The organism is Burkholderia sp. WTPI3 (assembly GCF_021483755.1).
Taxonomy (GTDB): domain Bacteria; phylum Pseudomonadota; class Gammaproteobacteria; order Burkholderiales; family Burkholderiaceae; genus Burkholderia.
In genome coordinates this window covers 76,377-91,617 of record NZ_JAGIXF010000010.1, presented here as the reverse complement: position 1 = coordinate 91,617, position 15,241 = coordinate 76,377, and the positions used below count along the sequence as shown (strand labels likewise).

At 67.0% G+C, this 15,241-nt stretch carries 13 protein-coding genes; 7 read left to right on the top strand and 6 right to left on the bottom strand.

Features of this window, described 5'->3' with window-relative positions:
- Window positions 1-71 precede the first annotated feature (71 nt).
- Together acuI and acuR are read right to left on the bottom strand one after the other, a co-directional pair.
- Window positions 72-1,055: an acrylyl-CoA reductase (NADPH) gene (gene acuI, locus J7024_RS08130; protein ID WP_175750632.1), complete on the bottom strand. Its 984-nt coding sequence runs from the start codon at window positions 1,053-1,055 to the stop codon at window positions 72-74.
- A gap of 45 nt (window positions 1,056-1,100) precedes the next feature.
- A complete protein-coding gene (gene acuR, locus J7024_RS08125; protein WP_124826614.1) occupies window positions 1,101-1,739 on the bottom strand; it encodes an acrylate utilization transcriptional regulator AcuR in 639 nt (212 codons plus the stop codon).
- Between the two features lie 240 nt (window positions 1,740-1,979).
- Here acuR and J7024_RS08120 point away from each other — a divergent pair, with 240 nt between their 5' ends.
- Window positions 1,980-3,170: a M20 aminoacylase family protein gene (locus tag J7024_RS08120; protein WP_175750633.1), complete on the top strand. Its 1,191-nt coding sequence runs from the start codon at window positions 1,980-1,982 to the stop codon at window positions 3,168-3,170.
- A 60-nt stretch (window positions 3,171-3,230) separates the two neighbouring features.
- The gene (locus tag J7024_RS08115) at window positions 3,231-4,562 is read left to right on the top strand and encodes an MFS transporter (protein ID WP_175750634.1); all 1,332 of its coding nucleotides are present in this window, start codon (window positions 3,231-3,233) and stop codon (window positions 4,560-4,562) included.
- A gap of 39 nt (window positions 4,563-4,601) precedes the next feature.
- Here the strand turns inward: J7024_RS08115 and J7024_RS08110 are convergent, their stop codons facing one another.
- Window positions 4,602-5,522 carry a LysR family transcriptional regulator gene (locus J7024_RS08110; protein ID WP_124826611.1) on the bottom strand — a complete coding sequence of 307 codons (921 nt, stop codon included), beginning with the start codon at window positions 5,520-5,522 and terminating at the stop codon, window positions 4,602-4,604.
- Window positions 5,523-5,667: 145 nt separating this feature from the next.
- Here J7024_RS08110 and J7024_RS08105 point away from each other — a divergent pair, with 145 nt between their 5' ends.
- Complete coding sequence (locus J7024_RS08105; protein ID WP_175760757.1) at window positions 5,668-6,450, top strand: transporter substrate-binding domain-containing protein; 783 nt, start codon at window positions 5,668-5,670, stop codon at window positions 6,448-6,450.
- A gap of 48 nt (window positions 6,451-6,498) precedes the next feature.
- The gene (locus J7024_RS08100; protein WP_124826609.1) at window positions 6,499-7,614 is read left to right on the top strand and encodes a succinylglutamate desuccinylase/aspartoacylase family protein; all 1,116 of its coding nucleotides are present in this window, start codon (window positions 6,499-6,501) and stop codon (window positions 7,612-7,614) included.
- A 228-nt stretch (window positions 7,615-7,842) separates the two neighbouring features.
- Here J7024_RS08100 and J7024_RS08095 read toward each other — a convergent pair whose 3' ends face one another.
- Complete coding sequence (locus tag J7024_RS08095; protein ID WP_175750635.1) at window positions 7,843-8,628, bottom strand: IclR family transcriptional regulator; 786 nt, start codon at window positions 8,626-8,628, stop codon at window positions 7,843-7,845.
- Window positions 8,629-8,855: 227 nt separating this feature from the next.
- On the opposite strand from J7024_RS08095, the gene pcaF reads away from it, so the two are divergent.
- Window positions 8,856-10,058, top strand: coding sequence for a 3-oxoadipyl-CoA thiolase (pcaF, locus tag J7024_RS08090; protein ID WP_124826607.1), 1,203 nt, complete (start codon window positions 8,856-8,858; stop codon window positions 10,056-10,058).
- Window positions 10,059-10,166: 108 nt separating this feature from the next.
- Here the strand turns inward: pcaF and J7024_RS08085 are convergent, their stop codons facing one another.
- A complete protein-coding gene (locus J7024_RS08085; protein WP_175760755.1) occupies window positions 10,167-10,691 on the bottom strand; it encodes a DUF523 domain-containing protein in 525 nt (174 codons plus the stop codon).
- Window positions 10,692-10,767: 76 nt separating this feature from the next.
- Complete coding sequence (locus J7024_RS08080; RefSeq protein ID WP_124826809.1) at window positions 10,768-11,328, bottom strand: GNAT family N-acetyltransferase; 561 nt, start codon at window positions 11,326-11,328, stop codon at window positions 10,768-10,770.
- 417 nt (window positions 11,329-11,745) lie between these two features.
- Between J7024_RS08080 and J7024_RS08075 the strand changes: the two genes are divergently transcribed.
- A complete protein-coding gene (locus J7024_RS08075; protein ID WP_124826605.1) occupies window positions 11,746-13,290 on the top strand; it encodes a methyl-accepting chemotaxis protein in 1,545 nt (514 codons plus the stop codon).
- A 367-nt stretch (window positions 13,291-13,657) separates the two neighbouring features.
- The gene (locus J7024_RS08070; protein WP_175750636.1) at window positions 13,658-15,202 is read left to right on the top strand and encodes a methyl-accepting chemotaxis protein; all 1,545 of its coding nucleotides are present in this window, start codon (window positions 13,658-13,660) and stop codon (window positions 15,200-15,202) included.
- The last annotated feature ends 39 nt before the right edge of the window (window positions 15,203-15,241 follow it).

Here is a 15,241-nt window from a genome sequence, read left to right as displayed (position 1 = left end):
GAAGCGGCGCGGCCAGGCCCGATGCTCGAGCCGCGCGCCTGAAAAGAAACGACGGGTTGCCATGGCGCGTGTTACGCGTTGACGTCCACGACGATGCGGCCGCGCACCTTGCCGCCGATCAGTTCGCCGGCGAGCGGGATGACATCGCCGAGGCCGACCTGGTGGCTGATCGTGCCGAGCTTCTCCACATCCAGATCGGACGAGAGACGGCGCCATGCTTCCAGCCGCTCGGCGCGCGGGCACATCACGCTGTCGATGCCGACGAGCGTCACGCCGCGCAGGATGAAAGGCGCGACGCTCGCGGGGAAGTCCATCCCGGCGGCGAGGCCGCAGGCGGTCACCACGCCGCGATAGCGCGTGGTCGCGCACACGTTGGCGAGCACATGGCTGCCGGCAACGTCGACCGCGCCGGCCCATCGTTCCTTGCCGAGCGGCTTGCCGGGTGTGCTGAACTGCGACCGGTCGAGGATCTCCGCCGCACCGAGTTGCCGCAGGTAGTCGGCATCGTCGGGGCGGCCGGTCACGGTAACGACGCGATAGCCGAGCCGGGCGAGAATCGCGGTGGCGACGCTGCCTACCCCGCCTGCCGCGCCGGTCACGACGATCTCGCCGTCGTCCGGACGCACGCCGTGCCGCTCCAGCGCCATCACGCACAGCATCGCGGTGTAGCCGGCCGTGCCGATGGCCATCGCCTGTTCTGGAGAAAACGCGGCCGGCAGCGGCACGAGCCAGTCGCCGTCGACGCGCGCCCTCTGCGCGAGGCCGCCCCAGTGCGTTTCGCCGACGCCCCAGCCGTTGAGCACGACCCGGTCGCCCGCGCGGTAATCCGGATGCGTGCTGTGCTCGACTTCACCGACCAGATCGATGCCCGGCACCATCGGGAACTTGCGGACCACCGGACTCTTGCCGGTGATCGCGAGCCCGTCCTTGTAGTTGAGTGTCGAATAGCCGACGCGGATCGTCACGTTGCCCGCGGGCAGCTGCGCGTCGTCCAGCGTTTGCAGCCGCGCGTGCTGGCCGGTTTCGTCCTTGTCGATCACGATGCCCTGGAACATGCGTTCTCCTTTTTAGACCGATCGTCTAGTCAATGGCAAAAAAACTCAGTGGCGCGGCAGGCCGTTGAAGAAAAACTGCGCGAACAGCTTGAGCGGCACGTCGCTGCGTTCGAGCTTCGCGCGCAGCACGGCGCCTTCCCAGCCGATCCAGAAAAACGCGGCCAGCTCGGCGACGTCGGCCGAGGCCGCCAGCTCGCCTGCCTGTTGCGCGGCGGCCAGGCAGTCGGCCAGACGGCGCTGCCAGTCCTCGAACGTGGCACGCAGCCGCGCGCGGAAAGGCTCGGGCAGCGCGCCCATTTCCTGGCCGAGGTTGCCGATCAGGCAGCCGCGGCGGTATGCGTAGCGGGCCATCCCTTCGCACGCGTCGTCGACGAACGCGCGCACGCGCTGCAGCGGCGTACGGTCGAGCTGGCTGAAATGGCGGTCCAGCTTGCGGGCGAAGAATTCGGCGTAGCGGTCGATCAACTCGAGGCCGAACGCCTCCTTGCTGTCGAAGTAGTGATAGAACGAGCCCTTCGGCACGCCGGCGCGGCCGAGGATCTCGTCGAGCCCGGTGGCCGAAAAGCCCTTTTCGGTGAGCACCTCCAGCCCGGTGCGCAACAGCATGTCACGCGTGGCGACGAGGTCCTCGTGTCGTTTGGGTGGCCTGCCGCGGCGGCGAGGCGGGTCGGTTCGAACGTCCATCCGCGAATAATAGACCGTTCGTCTCAAAAATCAATGACCGAGGCGGCAATCGGGGCGAATGGCCTGTCGGGCGACGTCGCTCGGGCAGCGCTTGCCAGTATTAACCCTGATTAATAAAGCTTATCGCGGTGAAAAATTCAGCATCTTATTGAACCGGTATCGGCTCGATATAGTGGCTCGCTTTACCGCACGCAATCGCCCGCGTGCGCAGATACGCTGACAAACAGCAGGAGCCGCTTGATGACCACCGACGTCCGATTCACCGAAATCGAAGACCTGATGCCCGCCGCCGACGGGCTGCGCGAGATTCGCCACCACATCCACCATCACCCCGAGCTCGCGTACGAGGAGCACGAAACGGCCGCGCTCGTCGCGGACAAGCTCGAGCAATGGGGCTGGCAGGTGACGCGCGGGGTCGGCAGGACGGGCGTGGTCGGCACGCTGCGCGTGGGCGACGGCAAGCGCAGCATTGGCATCCGCGCGGACATGGACGCGCTGCCGATCCTCGAAGCGACCGGCCTGCCGTACGCGAGCGGCACGCTCGGCAAGATGCACGCGTGCGGCCACGACGGCCATACTACGATGCTGCTCGGCGCCGCGCAGCATCTCGCGAAGACGCGCAACTTCTCCGGCACCGTGCACCTGTATTTCCAGCCGGCCGAAGAGCACGGCGTCGATAGCGGCGCGAAGAAGATGATCGACGACGGCCTGTTCGAGCGCTTTCCGTGCGATGCCGTGTACGGCATGCATAACCATCCGGGCGCGGCGCCGGGCGTGTTCCTCACGCGGCGCGGCCCGTTCATGTCGGCCGGCGACAAGGCGATCATCTCGATCGAAGGCGTCGGCGGCCACGCGGCGCGCCCGCACCTGACGGTCGACCCGGTGGTGGTCGCGGCGAGCATCGTGATGGCGCTGCAGACGATCGTCGCGCGCAACGTCGACCCGTCGCAGCCGGCGGTCGTCACGGTCGGCTCGATGCATGCGGGCACCGCGAACAACGTGATCCCGAACGGCGCGCGCCTCGAACTGAGCGTGCGTTCGTTCAGCCCGGAAGTGCGCGCGCTGCTCAAGCGCCGCATCGTCGAGCTCGCCGAGTCGCAGGCCGCGAGCTATGGCGCGACGGCGAATGTCGAGTACATCGAAGGCTATCCGGTCGTCGTCAATACGGATGCCGAAACGGATTTCGCCGCGCAGGTCGCACGCGAGCTCGTGGGCGATGCGCACGTGGTCGAGCAGGCCGACCTGCTGATGGGCAGCGAGGATTTCGCGTTCATGCTGCAGCAGCGGCCGGGTTCGTTCGTGCGGCTCGGCAACGGCGAAGGCGAGGACGGCTGCATGGTGCACAACCCGAAATACGACTTCAACGACCGCAACCTGCCGATCGGCGCGGCGTTCTGGGCGCGTCTCGTGGAGCGCTACCTGGGGCAGTGAGCGTGGCAGGAGACGGCGGGCGGCCGGCGCTTCCGGCCGCATCGAGAGGAGGCACGAAGCATGCAGAAAGACCATCTCGCGCTGCACCCCGCGTCAACGGGGGCAGCCGGAACCGAGACGCACGGCGCACCCGCCGTCACGCGGCGCGGCGCGATCGCGGCGGCCGTGATCGGCAACTGGCTGGAGTTCTTCGATTTCACCGTGTACGGGTTCTTCGCGGTGCTGATCGGCAAGCTGTTCTTCCCGTCGAGCGATCCGACCACGTCGCTGCTGCTGTCGGTCGCGACGTTCGCCGCCGGCTTCTTCACGCGGCCGCTCGGCAGCGTCGTGCTCGGCGTCTATGCGGACCGCAAGGGCCGCAAGGCCGCGCTGAACCTGACGATCATGCTGATGGCGCTCGGCACCGGCCTGATCGCGATCGCGCCGACCTATGCGCAGGTCGGCGTGGCCGCACCGCTGCTGGTCGTCTGCGCGCGGCTGATGCAGGGTTTTTCGCAGGGCGGCGAGTTTGGCGCGGCGACGTCGACGCTGATCGAGCAGGGCGGTACCTCGCGCCGCGCGTTTCGCGCGAGCTGGCAGCTCGCGACGCAAGGCGGCGCGGCATTGATGGGCTCGGGCTTCGCGGCGCTGCTGTCGAACACGCTGACGAAGGAGGCGCTCGAAGGCTGGGGCTGGCGCCTGCCGTTCTTCGTGGGCGTGCTGATCGCGCCGGTCGGCATGTACCTGCGCCGCCGGCTCGCCGACGATGCGCCCGGCGACAGCCATCACGGCATCGAACGCGGCGTGCTGCGCGAGCTGTTCTCGCAGCATACGCGCACGGTCGTGCTGCTGATGCTGACGGTGATGGGCGGCACGGTGTCGACCTACATCCTGACGTTCTACATGCCGACCTATGCGATCCATACGCTCGGCCTGCCGATGAAGCTGTCGATGTTCGTCGGCGTTGCGTCGGGGTGCGTGATGCTGGTCACGTGTCCGATGTTCGGCTGGCTGTCGGATCGCCTGGGCAGCCGGCGCATGCCGATCTTCGTCGGGCGCGGCGTGCTGGTGCTGCTGCTGTTCCCCGCGTTCTGGCTGATGAACCATCATCCGACGCTGTCGGTGATCCTGCCGCTGACCGCGCTGATGCTGCTGTTCTATTCGCTCGGGTCGGCATCGGAAATGGCGCTGATGTGCGAGTCGCTGCCGCGCCACGTGCGCGCGACGGGCATCTCGATCGCGTATGCGCTCGCGGTGACGATTTTCGGCGGCACCGCGCAGCTGATCGCGACGTGGCTCGTGAAGACGACAGGCAGCAAGCTCGCGCCGGCCGGCTATGTGGCGGCGTGCGTGGTGCTGTCGCTGATCGCGGTGGCGATGCTGCGCGAGACGGCGCGCGAGTCGATGGACTGACACGACGTGACTGACCGTGCCGCGGGCGGCGCGCCGCGCTTACCGCCCACGCACGGCCCTCAGGTATGACGCAAGCATCGTCGCCAGTTCCTGTGCGGCCGGCGTCAACGGCACGGCCGCGCGCTGCAGCAGGCAGATCTCCTGCGATTCCGCCTGCTCGCGCACCGGCACTTTCGCGAGCGCGCCGGCGAACGGCCCGTGCCGCGTGACGGCTTCGGTTTCGAGCGCGAGGCAATCGGTCTGCGTGACGAGCTGCAGCGTCTCGAACATCCCTTCGACGGTCGCGATGATCTTCGGTGGCGGCTGGCCGTGCACATCGAAGTACGCGAGCAGCCGGTTGACGACCGGATCGGCGCTCAGGTTCGGCGAACGCGTCGACACCCACGCGTAATCGGCCAGCTCGGCAAGCGATTGCGCGTGCCGCTCAGGATGGCCGCTGCGGCAGACGACCACCGGCGCCGACGCATGCAGCGGCGTGACCGCGAGATCGGTCGTGTCGGTCTGCTTCGCGACGAGCGCGATCGCGAAATCCACCGCGTTCTCGCGCAGCCAGCCGATCATCATCCGCGACGTGCCGGTGCGCAGGTGCACGTCGACCTTCGCGAAGCGCTCGCGGAATGCCGTCAGCACCGGCGCGAACGCGTCGATCAGCGGTTCGGCCACCAGGCCGAGCGTGACCGTGCCCTCATAGGTGCCGCTCAGTTGCCGGATCTCGTGCTCGACCTGTTCGCATTCGCCGAGGATCGCGCCCGAACGGGCGAGCAGCCGCTGGCCGACGGCAGTCGGCACGATCCCGCGATTGGTGCGCGTGAACAGCGTTGCGCCGAGCGTTGCTTCGAGACTCTGCAACTGCTGGGTGACTCCGCTTTGCGCGAGATCGAGCGCGCGTGCGGCGGCGCGCAGGCTGCCATGCTCGACGACGGCCTGGAAGATGCGAAGCTGGGACAGCGTGAACGCCATGGTCGAGCGCGGTGCCGGTGATCGGAAAGAGTGATCATGATAAGACAGCCGCGCGTTCCGGCGGCGACGTGCACGCACTACGATCGCAGGCAGTCCGGCTCGTGCCGCTTGTTCCTCTTCCTGCCCTCCGTCGACCATGAAACGCATGCAACGCTTCCGTCGCTTCCTCCTTCCGCTGGTTTCCCTGTGCATCGGATTCGCGGCCGCGCCCGCGCATGCGCTCGACGCGCACGTGGTGCGTTTCGGCATCGATCCTACCTATCCGCCGATGGACGCGAAGGCGCCCGACGGCAGCCTGAAGGGCTTCGACGTCGATCTCGGCAACGAGATCTGCCGCCGCGCGCAACTGCGCTGCCAGTGGGTCGAGCTGGAATTCTCCGGGATGATCCCGGCACTGCAGGCGCGCAAGATCGACGCGATCCTGTCGTCGATGGCGATCACCGAGAAGCGCGAGAAGCAGATCCTGTTCTCGTCGAAGCTGTTCCGCTTCAAGTCGCGCCTCGTCGCGCGGCCCGCGCTCGGGCTCGGCAGTACGACCGCGTCGCTCGCCGGCAAGCGCGTCGGCGTGCAGTCGGGCACGCAGTTCGAATCGTGGGCGCTCGCGCACTGGGCGCCGGCCGGCGTCGGCATCGTGCCGTACAAGAGCCAGGACGACGTGTTTGCCGATCTCGTCAACGGCCGGCTCGACGCGGCGCTGCTCGGCGCGGTGGAAGCCGACTACGGATTCCTGCGCCAGCCGAAGGGCAAGGGCTTCGCGTTCGTCGGCGCGCCGCTCGACATGGGCGATCGCGGCGTCGGGATCGGGATGCGCCAGTCGGACACGGCGCTCAAGGCGTCGATCGACGGCGCCATCGCGTCGATGCTGAAGGACGGCACGTACGACCGGATCGCGAAGAAGTACTTCGATTTCAACCCGTACGGCGATTGAGCCGCGCCAATCTCCCATTCTCCCGTTCTTCCTCATTCGAGATCATCGATGCAGATTCGCACCACGCCGCTCCTGTCGCCGTCGATCGGCACGCAGCGCACGCTGACGAGCTTCCATTTCGGGCCGGCCGACGCCGGCCGCAAGATCTACCTGCAGGCCGCGCTGCATGCGGACGAGACCCCGGCGATGCTCGCCGCGGTCGTGCTCAAGCAGCGTCTCGCGCAACTCGACGCCGAAGGCCGGCTCGCGGCCGGAATCGTGCTCGTGCCGGTCGCGAACCCGGTCGGCCTCAATCATCATCTGCTCGGGCAATTCATCGGCCGCTTCGATCTCGCGAGCGGGCGCAACTTCAATCGCGGCTTCCTGCCGCTCGCGGAGATCGCCGCACGGGCACGCGAGCGGCTCGGCGCGGACCCGGCGCGCAATCGCGCGATCGTGCGCGATTGCGTCGGCGCGGCGCTCGACGACATCGCGCCGCGCACCGAATTCGACGCGTTGCAGCTCGCGCTGCTGAAGCTGTCGCACGATGCCGATGTCGTGATCGACCTGCATTGTTCGCTCGAAGCGGCGATGCATGTGTACACGAGCGACACCGCGTGGCCGCAGGTCGAGCCGCTTGCGCGCTATCTCGGTGCCGAGGTGTCGTTGCTCGCCGAGGATTCGGGCGGCCACGCGTTCGACGATGCGCATCACCTGCTGTGGTCGCAGTTGCGGCAGCATTTGCCGGCGCATACGCCGATGGCGGCGGGCACGGTGGCCGTGACGGTCGAATGCCGCGGCCAGCGCGACGTGACGTACGAATACGCGGAGCGCGACGCCGATGCGCTCGTCGCCTATCTGGTGTGGTGCGGCGCCGTGCGCGGCGAGCGCACGCCGCTGCCGCCGCTTCTCGCGCCGGCCACGCCGCTCGCCGGCAGCGAGCAGTTCTACGCGCCGGTGAGCGGGATTCTCGTGCATCGCGCGGCGATCGGCGCGACGATCCGCGCCGGCGATCCGCTGTTCGACATCGTCGATCCGCTGACCGATGCGATCACGACCGTGTCGAGCAGCACCGACGGCGTGTTCTACATGCGTCGCGCGATCCGCTTCGTGACGGCCGGCGCGCCGCTCGGCCGCGTGACGGGCACGGTGCCGGTGCGCAAGGGGATGTTGCTCGGCGCGTGAGCGGCGGGGCGCTGAGGCACCCCGGCGTCCGAAAGGTGCCGGGCAATTTCGTTCTCGTCAAATTGACCGCCTTGCGCCGCGTCACTAAATTGGGCGGTGCGGAGCATGCTCCGTGTTCCGTGAGAAGGAGTTGCAGCAGAGTCAGAGAGTTGAACGGGCGGCGCATGCCGCCCGTCTTTTTTTGTCCGCGAGATGCCGTATCGCCGAGCCGGCATGCGAGCCTGCCGCTCAGCCGCGTCGTGCCACCAGATCCGACACCGTCTGCGCGGCCTGCTGCAGCGGCCCGAGAAATTCCTTCACCATCTGTTTCGCAGTGTGCCGCTGCGCGTTGCCGCTGATGTTCATCGCGGCGATCACCTGCCCGCGCCGGTTGCGGATCGGCGCGGAAATCGACATCAGTCCCACTTCGAGTTCCTGGTCGACCACGGCCCAGCCCTGCTGGCGCACCTGCGCGATCGTCGCCTTCAGTTCGCCGAGATCCGTGATCGTGCGCTGCGTGTGGGCGCGGATGCCGCTTTGCGCGAGCGTCTCGTCGAGCGCCGCATCGTCGAGCGCGGACAGCAGCACGCGGCCCATCGACGTGCAGTACGCGGGCAGGCGGCTGCCGATCGACAGGTTGATCGTCATGATCTTGTGGGTCGGCACGCGCAGCACGTAGACGATTTCGGTGCGGTCGAGCACGGCCGCCGAGCAGCTTTCGTGGATCTGCGCGGACAGTTGCTCCATCACCGGATCGGCGAGATTCCAGAAGGGCATCGACGTGAGATACGCAAAGCCGAGCTCGAGGATCTTCGGCGTGAGCCGGAACAGCCGGCCGTCGGCCTCGACGTAGCCGAGCGTCTGCAGCGTGAGCAGGATCCGGCGCGCGCCCGCGCGCGTGAGTCCGGTGGCCGACGCGACTTCGGTGAGCGTCTGCTCCGGGCGCCGGGCGTCGAACGCGCGGATCACCGCGAGGCCGCGCGCGAACGACTGCACATAGGAGTCGCCGGGTTTCTGGATGTCTTCGGTTGTCATGAACGGTCGAATTGTCGTGCAGCCGAGAAGATAGCGCATGGGGCCTGACACGCCAACCGCACGGCGGACCAGGCGCTTGACAGGTCGTCCCCGCACTCCCTATGATGCGTTGAACGTTCGATACACGATCTTATGTTCGTATATAGAACATTTAAGCGCATCCCGGCGGGCAATGCAAGGGGCGCGTTTCATTCACTTCCCAGCCTTGCATGAGACCGGAGACACTGATGACTGAAGCTTTTCTGTGTGATGCGATTCGTACGCCGATCGGCCGTTACGGCGGTGCGCTGTCCGGCGTGCGTGCCGACGACCTCGGCGCGGTGCCGCTCAAGGCGCTCGTCGAGCGCAACCGCGACGTCGACTGGACCGCGATCGACGACGTGATCTACGGTTGCGCGAACCAGGCCGGCGAGGACAACCGCAACGTCGCGCGCATGTCCGCGCTGCTCGCGGGCCTGCCGGAGGGTGTGCCGGGTTCGACGATCAACCGCCTGTGCGGTTCCGGGATGGACGCGGTCGGCGTGGCCGCGCGCGCGATCAAGTCGGGCGAGGCCGCGCTGATGGTGGCCGGTGGCGTCGAAAGCATGACGCGCGCGCCGTTCGTGATGGGCAAGGCTGCCAGCGCATTCGCGCGCCAGGCCGACATCCACGACACGACGATCGGCTGGCGCTTCGTCAATCCGCTGATGAAAAAGCTGCATGGCGTCGATTCGATGCCCGAAACGGCCGAGAACGTCGCGGTCGACTACAACATCAGCCGCGCCGACCAGGACCTGTTCGCACTGCGCAGCCAGCAGAAGGCCGCACGTGCGCAGCAGGACGGCACGCTTGCCGAGGAAATCGTGTCGGTCACGATTCCGCAGAAGAAAGGCGATCCCGTCGTCTTTTCGCGTGACGAGCATCCGCGCGAAACGTCGCTGGAGACGCTCGCGAAGCTGAAGGGCGTCGTGCGCCCGGACGGCTCGGTGACGGCGGGCAATGCGTCGGGCGTCAACGACGGCGCCGCCGCGCTGCTGCTCGCGAACGAAGCCACCGCGAAGCGTTTCGGCCTGACGCCGCGCGCCCGCGTGCTCGGCATCGCGACGGCCGGCGTCGCGCCGCGCGTGATGGGCATCGGCCCGGCGCCCGCCACGCAGAAGCTGCTCGCGCGACTCGGAATGACGATCGACCAGTTCGACGTGATCGAGCTGAACGAAGCGTTCGCGTCGCAGGGTCTCGCGGTGCTGCGCATGCTCGGCGTTGCCGACGACGATCCTCGCGTGAACCCGAACGGCGGCGCGATCGCACTCGGCCATCCGCTCGGCGCATCGGGCGCGCGTCTCGTGACGACCGCGATGTACCAGCTGCATCGCACCCACGGCCGTTTCGCGCTGTGCACGATGTGCATCGGCGTCGGCCAGGGCATCGCGATCGCGATCGAACGCGTCTGAGCGCGTCACCCGGAAGAAGCGGCAGGATCAGGATCCGCGCCGCTTCGCCGCTGCTTCAACGCCAACGAAGTGGCCGTCACGAGATCGTCGTGACGGCCACTTCGTCATTCAGCCCTCCGTGTGTTGCGCAAGGCGGGCGACGAGCGCGTCGATCTCGGTGTCCGCGAACACCTCGACGCCATGCTCGCGCAGCAACGCCGCCGTGACGCCGGCACCGGCATGCCGCCGGCCCGTGAAACTTCCGTCATGAATGAAGCGGCTTCCGCACGACGGACTGCCGTCCGCGAGGATCGCGAAATGGCAGTCGTGTGCGCGAGCGAGCGCCAGCGCGGTTTGCGCGCCGTCGACGAACGCTGCCGTGACGTCCGTGCCATGCACGTCGACGATGCGCGCGGCACCCGACAGCACGCGTTGCCCGGATGCCCCGCCCGCGATCTCGGCGGGCGGGCGCGGCACGCTGAATCCGCCTGCCAGTTCCGGGCAGACCGGCACCAGGCGCCCTTCGCGCTGCCACCGTTCGAGCGCCGCGTGAGCGGCGGTCCTGGCCGAGCCGTTGTAGCGGACCGGGTGACCGAGCACGCACATGCTGACGAGGATTTTCGGCGGGACCGGCTGCGGCGGCGCGTTCTGCATGGTCGTTCTCCGTGTTGGCGGCGTGGGTCGAGCGGAAGTGCTATGCGCGGCTCGCGGTCGCGCTCGCACGTTCGCGTCAGGCGGTCGGTGCTTCCATATGGATGTCTTCCGGCTCGAGCGCATGCAGCACCGGGTCGGGCGACGCGCTGACGGTGAAGCCGAGCCGCAGGTAGAAGTCGATCGTGTGCTGCGACGGCGTGGCGGAGACGTACAGACGTTTCGCGCCCATCGCGCGCGCCTGCGTGCGGGCCGCGCGATAGAGCCGTGCGCCGAGCCCGCAGCCGCGCCAGTCGTGGCTCACGTGCAGGAACTTCAGTTGCAGCATGTCGCGCTGCGCGCCGAGCGGATCGGCGTCGACGATGACCGCCGCGACGAGCCGCGTGCCGTCGAACATCCCGAGGCACCAGCCGCCGCGATCGTGACAGTCGAGCAGGATCGGCGTGTAGTGTTCGGCTTCGCCGTCGGGCCAGCCCTGCACGTCGTAGAAGTCCGGGACCAGATGCAGCTCGCCGTCGCGCAGCGCGTACAGATGGTGGATGATCTCGCGTCGGTCGATGCTCCACACCAGCGGCAGTTCGTCGCGCGCGAGCAGGCGGCCCGACAGCGCGTCGCGTTCGGTAGCGGTGCGGCGCGTCATCCGGTCGCCTGGCCGGTGGCGCGTTGCGAGCGGCATGGCGTATGCCTGCGTGGCCGATTCAGTTCGTGCCGGATCTTTTTCATCGAATTTTTCGAATGGCGGTTGAATTGGGCGAAAGGGGGCGAATCGTTTCGCTGAGCGTCGCCGTTGCCGGCATTGGCTTGCCGCCCGGCGTTCTCCCATAACGCATCGAGCCGCGGTGGAACAGTGCGGGCATCGATTATCGCGAGATTATTTGATCCAAGTCATTTTGATAAGCGAATTCGGTGTTTTTTGTATTCGAGGGGTAAGGTTTTAGCTGAAATTGCCGACAGCAAGAACGAGACCGTCGTAAAGCGATAAACCGTTTTTCGGCTACTGAGCGTGATTTTCGCGCCGCGCGGATCCTGTCTTCCGATCCGCCTTTCGGAGCCCTGCATGCGCAACAACCAGCCTGTCACCCAACAAGAATTCGAATTTCCCGACGACGTCACGTTGATGTCGACCACCGATGCCGACAGCTACATCACGTACGCGAACACGACGTTCGCCCATGTGAGCGGCTTCTCGAACGATGAGCTCGTCGGCCAGCCGCACAACGTCGTGCGTCACCCGGACATGCCGCAAGAGGCGTTCGCCGACATGTGGGCGACGCTGAAGAACGGCGAGCCGTGGACCGCGCTCGTGAAGAACCGCCGCAAGAACGGCGACCATTACTGGGTGCGCGCGAACGCGGTGCCGGTGATGCGCAACGGCGCGCCGCATGGCTACATGTCGGTGCGTACCAAGGCGCCGCGCGACGAGATCGAGGCCGCCGGCGCGTTGTACCGTGCGTTTCGCGACGGCAAGGCCGGGCAACGCAAGTTCCACAAAGGACTGATCGTCCGCACCGGGCTGCTGCGCATCGCGTCGCTGCCGCAGACGATGTCGGTGCGCGCGCGCGTGCATTCGGCTCTGTGCATGCTGGCGCCGGCCATCGTCGGCGCGGGGTGGGCATGCGGGCTGGCCGGTGCAGGGCTCGCGGCGTTTGCCGCCGCGACGGGCGGGGTGTCGGTTGCGGCCGGGCTGTGGCTCGACGCGCAGATCGTGCGTCCGCTGAAGCTGCTGCACGACCAGGCGCTGAACGTCGCGACCGGCGAAAGCCGCCGCGGCGTGCGGATGAACCGCGTCGACGAAATCGGCATGACGCTGCGTACGATCAACCAGCTCGGGCTGATGTTCCGCTGGCTCGTCGACGACGTCAGCGAACAGGTGCACAACGTGCAGCGCGCGAGCAACGAGATCGCGCAGGGCAACAACGATTTGAGCGCGCGTACCGAGCAGGCCGCGTCCAGCGTGCAGCAGACGGCCGCGTCGATGGCCGAGATGACGGCCACGGTGTCGAGCAATGCGGAGACGGCGTTGCAGGCGAACCAGTTGTCGGTGTCCGCGAGCGAAGCGGCCGAGCGGGGCGGGCAGGCGGTGAGCGAAGTCGTCGCGACGATGAGCGACATCACCGACAGCTCGCGCAAGATCGCCGACATCATCGGCGTGATCGACGGGATCGCGTTCCAGACCAACATCCTCGCGTTGAACGCGGCGGTCGAAGCCGCGCGTGCGGGTGAGCAGGGGCGCGGTTTCGCGGTGGTCGCGGGCGAGGTGCGGGCGCTCGCGCAGCGTAGCGCGAATGCGGCGAAGGAGATCAAGACGCTGATCGGCGCGAGCGTCGAGCGGGTCGAATCAGGCGCGCGGCGGGTCGACGACGCGGGCAGGACGATGGAGGACATCGTCACGCAGGTGAAGCGCGTGTCGGACCTGATCGCGGAGATCAGCTCGTCGACCGCCGAGCAGAGCACGGGGGTTGCGCAGGTCGATCAGGCGGTCGTGCACCTGGACAACATCACGCAGCAGAACGCGGCGCTGGTCGAGCAGAGTGCGGCGGCGTCGGAGAGCCTGAAGCAGCAGGCGACGCGGCTCGTGGATGCGGTGAACGTGTTTCGGTAATCGCCGCGCGTGCTTGCGTATCCCGTCGCGACGAGGCGGCGAAATCTCTTTCCGGTTTGATCGGATTCGAATGCATCAAACCGGATTTATGCGCCAATCCGGTCGAAGGAATTGTCCTGAATGATCAGACGATTGGCGCGCAACTATTTGATAAAGCGGAGTTTTTGATTTACGTATAAACAAAGTATTCGGCTAAATCAAGGCGATGAACGATTAATGCATATTTACCCGTGGTTGGCATAATGTTTTCGCCAGATTTGCCGAAAGCGCAGGAGTCTGATCGAACGCATGCGGGCTGTCCGCGATGCGTACGGTCTCGAATTCATCCACAGGCGGACGCAAAATCCGCAACCCGGGACTCCACACCATGCGCAATAACCAGCCTGTCACGCAACGCGAATTCGATTTTCCGGATGATGCGACGCTGATGTCGACTACCGATGCTGACAGTTACATCAAGTACGCGAACGCCGCATTCATTCAGGTCAGCGGATTTTCCCCCGAGGAGATCGAAGGTCAGCCGCACAACGTCGTGCGTCACCCGGACATGCCGAAGGAGGCGTTCGCCGACATGTGGGCGACGCTGAGGAACGGCGAGCCGTGGACCGCGCTCGTGAAGAACCGCCGCAAGAACGGCGACCACTACTGGGTGCGTTCGAATACGGTGCCGGTGATGCGCAACGGGCAGCCGACCGGCTACATGTCAGTGCGCACGAAGGCATCGCGCGACGAGATCGCGGCGGCCGACGAGCTGTACCGCGCGTTCCGCGAAGGCAAGGCCGGCAACCGCCGTTTCCACAAGGGTCTGATTGTTCGAGGCGGGCTGATGCGCGTCGCGTCGCTGTTCCAGACGATGTCGGTGCGTGCGCGGCTGCATTCGACGCTGTGCGTGCTGGCGCCGGCCGTCGTCGGCGCGGGGTGGGCATGCGGGCTGGCCGGTGCCGGGTTCGCGGCATTTGCCGCCGCGACGGCCGGGGCGTCGATTGCCGCCGGGCTATGGCTCGACGCGCAGATCGCGCGTCCGCTGATGCAGTTGCGCGATCAGGCATTGCGTGTCGCGACCGGTGAAAGCCGTAGCGGCGTCGCGATGAATCGCGTCGACGAAATCGGCATGACGCTGCGCACGATCAACCAGCTCGGGCTGATGTTCCGCTGGCTCGTCGACGACGTCAGCGAACAAGTGCTCAACGTGCAGCGTGCGAGCAACGAGATCGCGCAGGGCAACAACGACCTGAGCGCACGCACCGAACAGGCATCGACCAGCGTGCAGCAAACCGCCGCGTCGATGGCCGAGATGACGGCCACGGTGTCGAGCAATGCGGAGACGGCGCAGCAGGCGAACCAGTTGTCGGTGTCCGCGAGCGAAGCGGCCGAGCGGGGCGGGCAGGCGGTGAGCGAAGTCGTCACGACGATGAACGACATCACCGGCAGCTCGCGCAAGATCGCCGACATCATCGGCGTGATCGACGGGATCGCATTCCAGACCAACATCCTCGCGCTGAACGCGGCGGTCGAAGCGGCGCGCGCGGGCGATCAGGGACGCGGCTTCGCGGTGGTCGCGGGCGAAGTGCGGGCGCTCGCGCAGCGCAGCGCGAATGCGGCGAAGGAGATCAAGACGCTGATCGGCGCGAGCGTCGAACGGGTCGAGTCGGGTGCACGGATCGTCGATGGAGCGGGCAAGACGATGGAGGACATCGTCACGCAGGTGAAGCGCGTGTCGGACCTGATCGCGGAGATCAGCTCGTCGACCGCCGAGCAGAGCACGGGGGTTGCGCAGGTCGATCAGGCGGTCGTGCATCTGGACAACATCACGCAGCAGAACGCGGCGCTGGTCGAGCAGAGTGCGGCGGCGTCGGAGAGCCTGAAGCAGCAGGCGACGCGGTTGGTGGATGCGGTGAACGTGTTTCGTTGATCGGAGCAGGAAGATGACGCGGGCACGGCGGAGAGGGAC

Excerpts from the sequence above, each read along its gene's own strand:
- J7024_RS08120 (WP_175750633.1), top strand. The coding sequence starts at position 1,980 with ATGACCACCGACGTCCGATTCACCGAAATCGAAGACCTGATGCCCGCC.
- J7024_RS08075 (WP_124826605.1), top strand. The coding sequence starts at position 11,746 with ATGCGCAACAACCAGCCTGTCACCCAACAAGAATTCGAATTTCCCGAC.
- J7024_RS08110 (WP_124826611.1), bottom strand. The coding sequence starts at position 5,522 with ATGGCGTTCACGCTGTCCCAGCTTCGCATCTTCCAGGCCGTCGTCGAG.
- J7024_RS08105 (WP_175760757.1), top strand. The coding sequence starts at position 5,668 with ATGCAACGCTTCCGTCGCTTCCTCCTTCCGCTGGTTTCCCTGTGCATC.
- J7024_RS08085 (WP_175760755.1), bottom strand. The coding sequence starts at position 10,691 with ATGCAGAACGCGCCGCCGCAGCCGGTCCCGCCGAAAATCCTCGTCAGC.
- acuR (WP_124826614.1), bottom strand. The coding sequence starts at position 1,739 with ATGGACGTTCGAACCGACCCGCCTCGCCGCCGCGGCAGGCCACCCAAA.
- J7024_RS08095 (WP_175750635.1), bottom strand. The coding sequence starts at position 8,628 with ATGACAACCGAAGACATCCAGAAACCCGGCGACTCCTATGTGCAGTCG.
- J7024_RS08070 (WP_175750636.1), top strand. The coding sequence starts at position 13,658 with ATGCGCAATAACCAGCCTGTCACGCAACGCGAATTCGATTTTCCGGAT.
- pcaF (WP_124826607.1), top strand. The coding sequence starts at position 8,856 with ATGACTGAAGCTTTTCTGTGTGATGCGATTCGTACGCCGATCGGCCGT.
- acuI (WP_175750632.1), bottom strand. The coding sequence starts at position 1,055 with ATGTTCCAGGGCATCGTGATCGACAAGGACGAAACCGGCCAGCACGCG.
- J7024_RS08100 (WP_124826609.1), top strand. The coding sequence starts at position 6,499 with ATGCAGATTCGCACCACGCCGCTCCTGTCGCCGTCGATCGGCACGCAG.
- J7024_RS08080 (WP_124826809.1), bottom strand. The coding sequence starts at position 11,328 with ATGACGCGCCGCACCGCTACCGAACGCGACGCGCTGTCGGGCCGCCTG.
- J7024_RS08115 (WP_175750634.1), top strand. The coding sequence starts at position 3,231 with ATGCAGAAAGACCATCTCGCGCTGCACCCCGCGTCAACGGGGGCAGCC.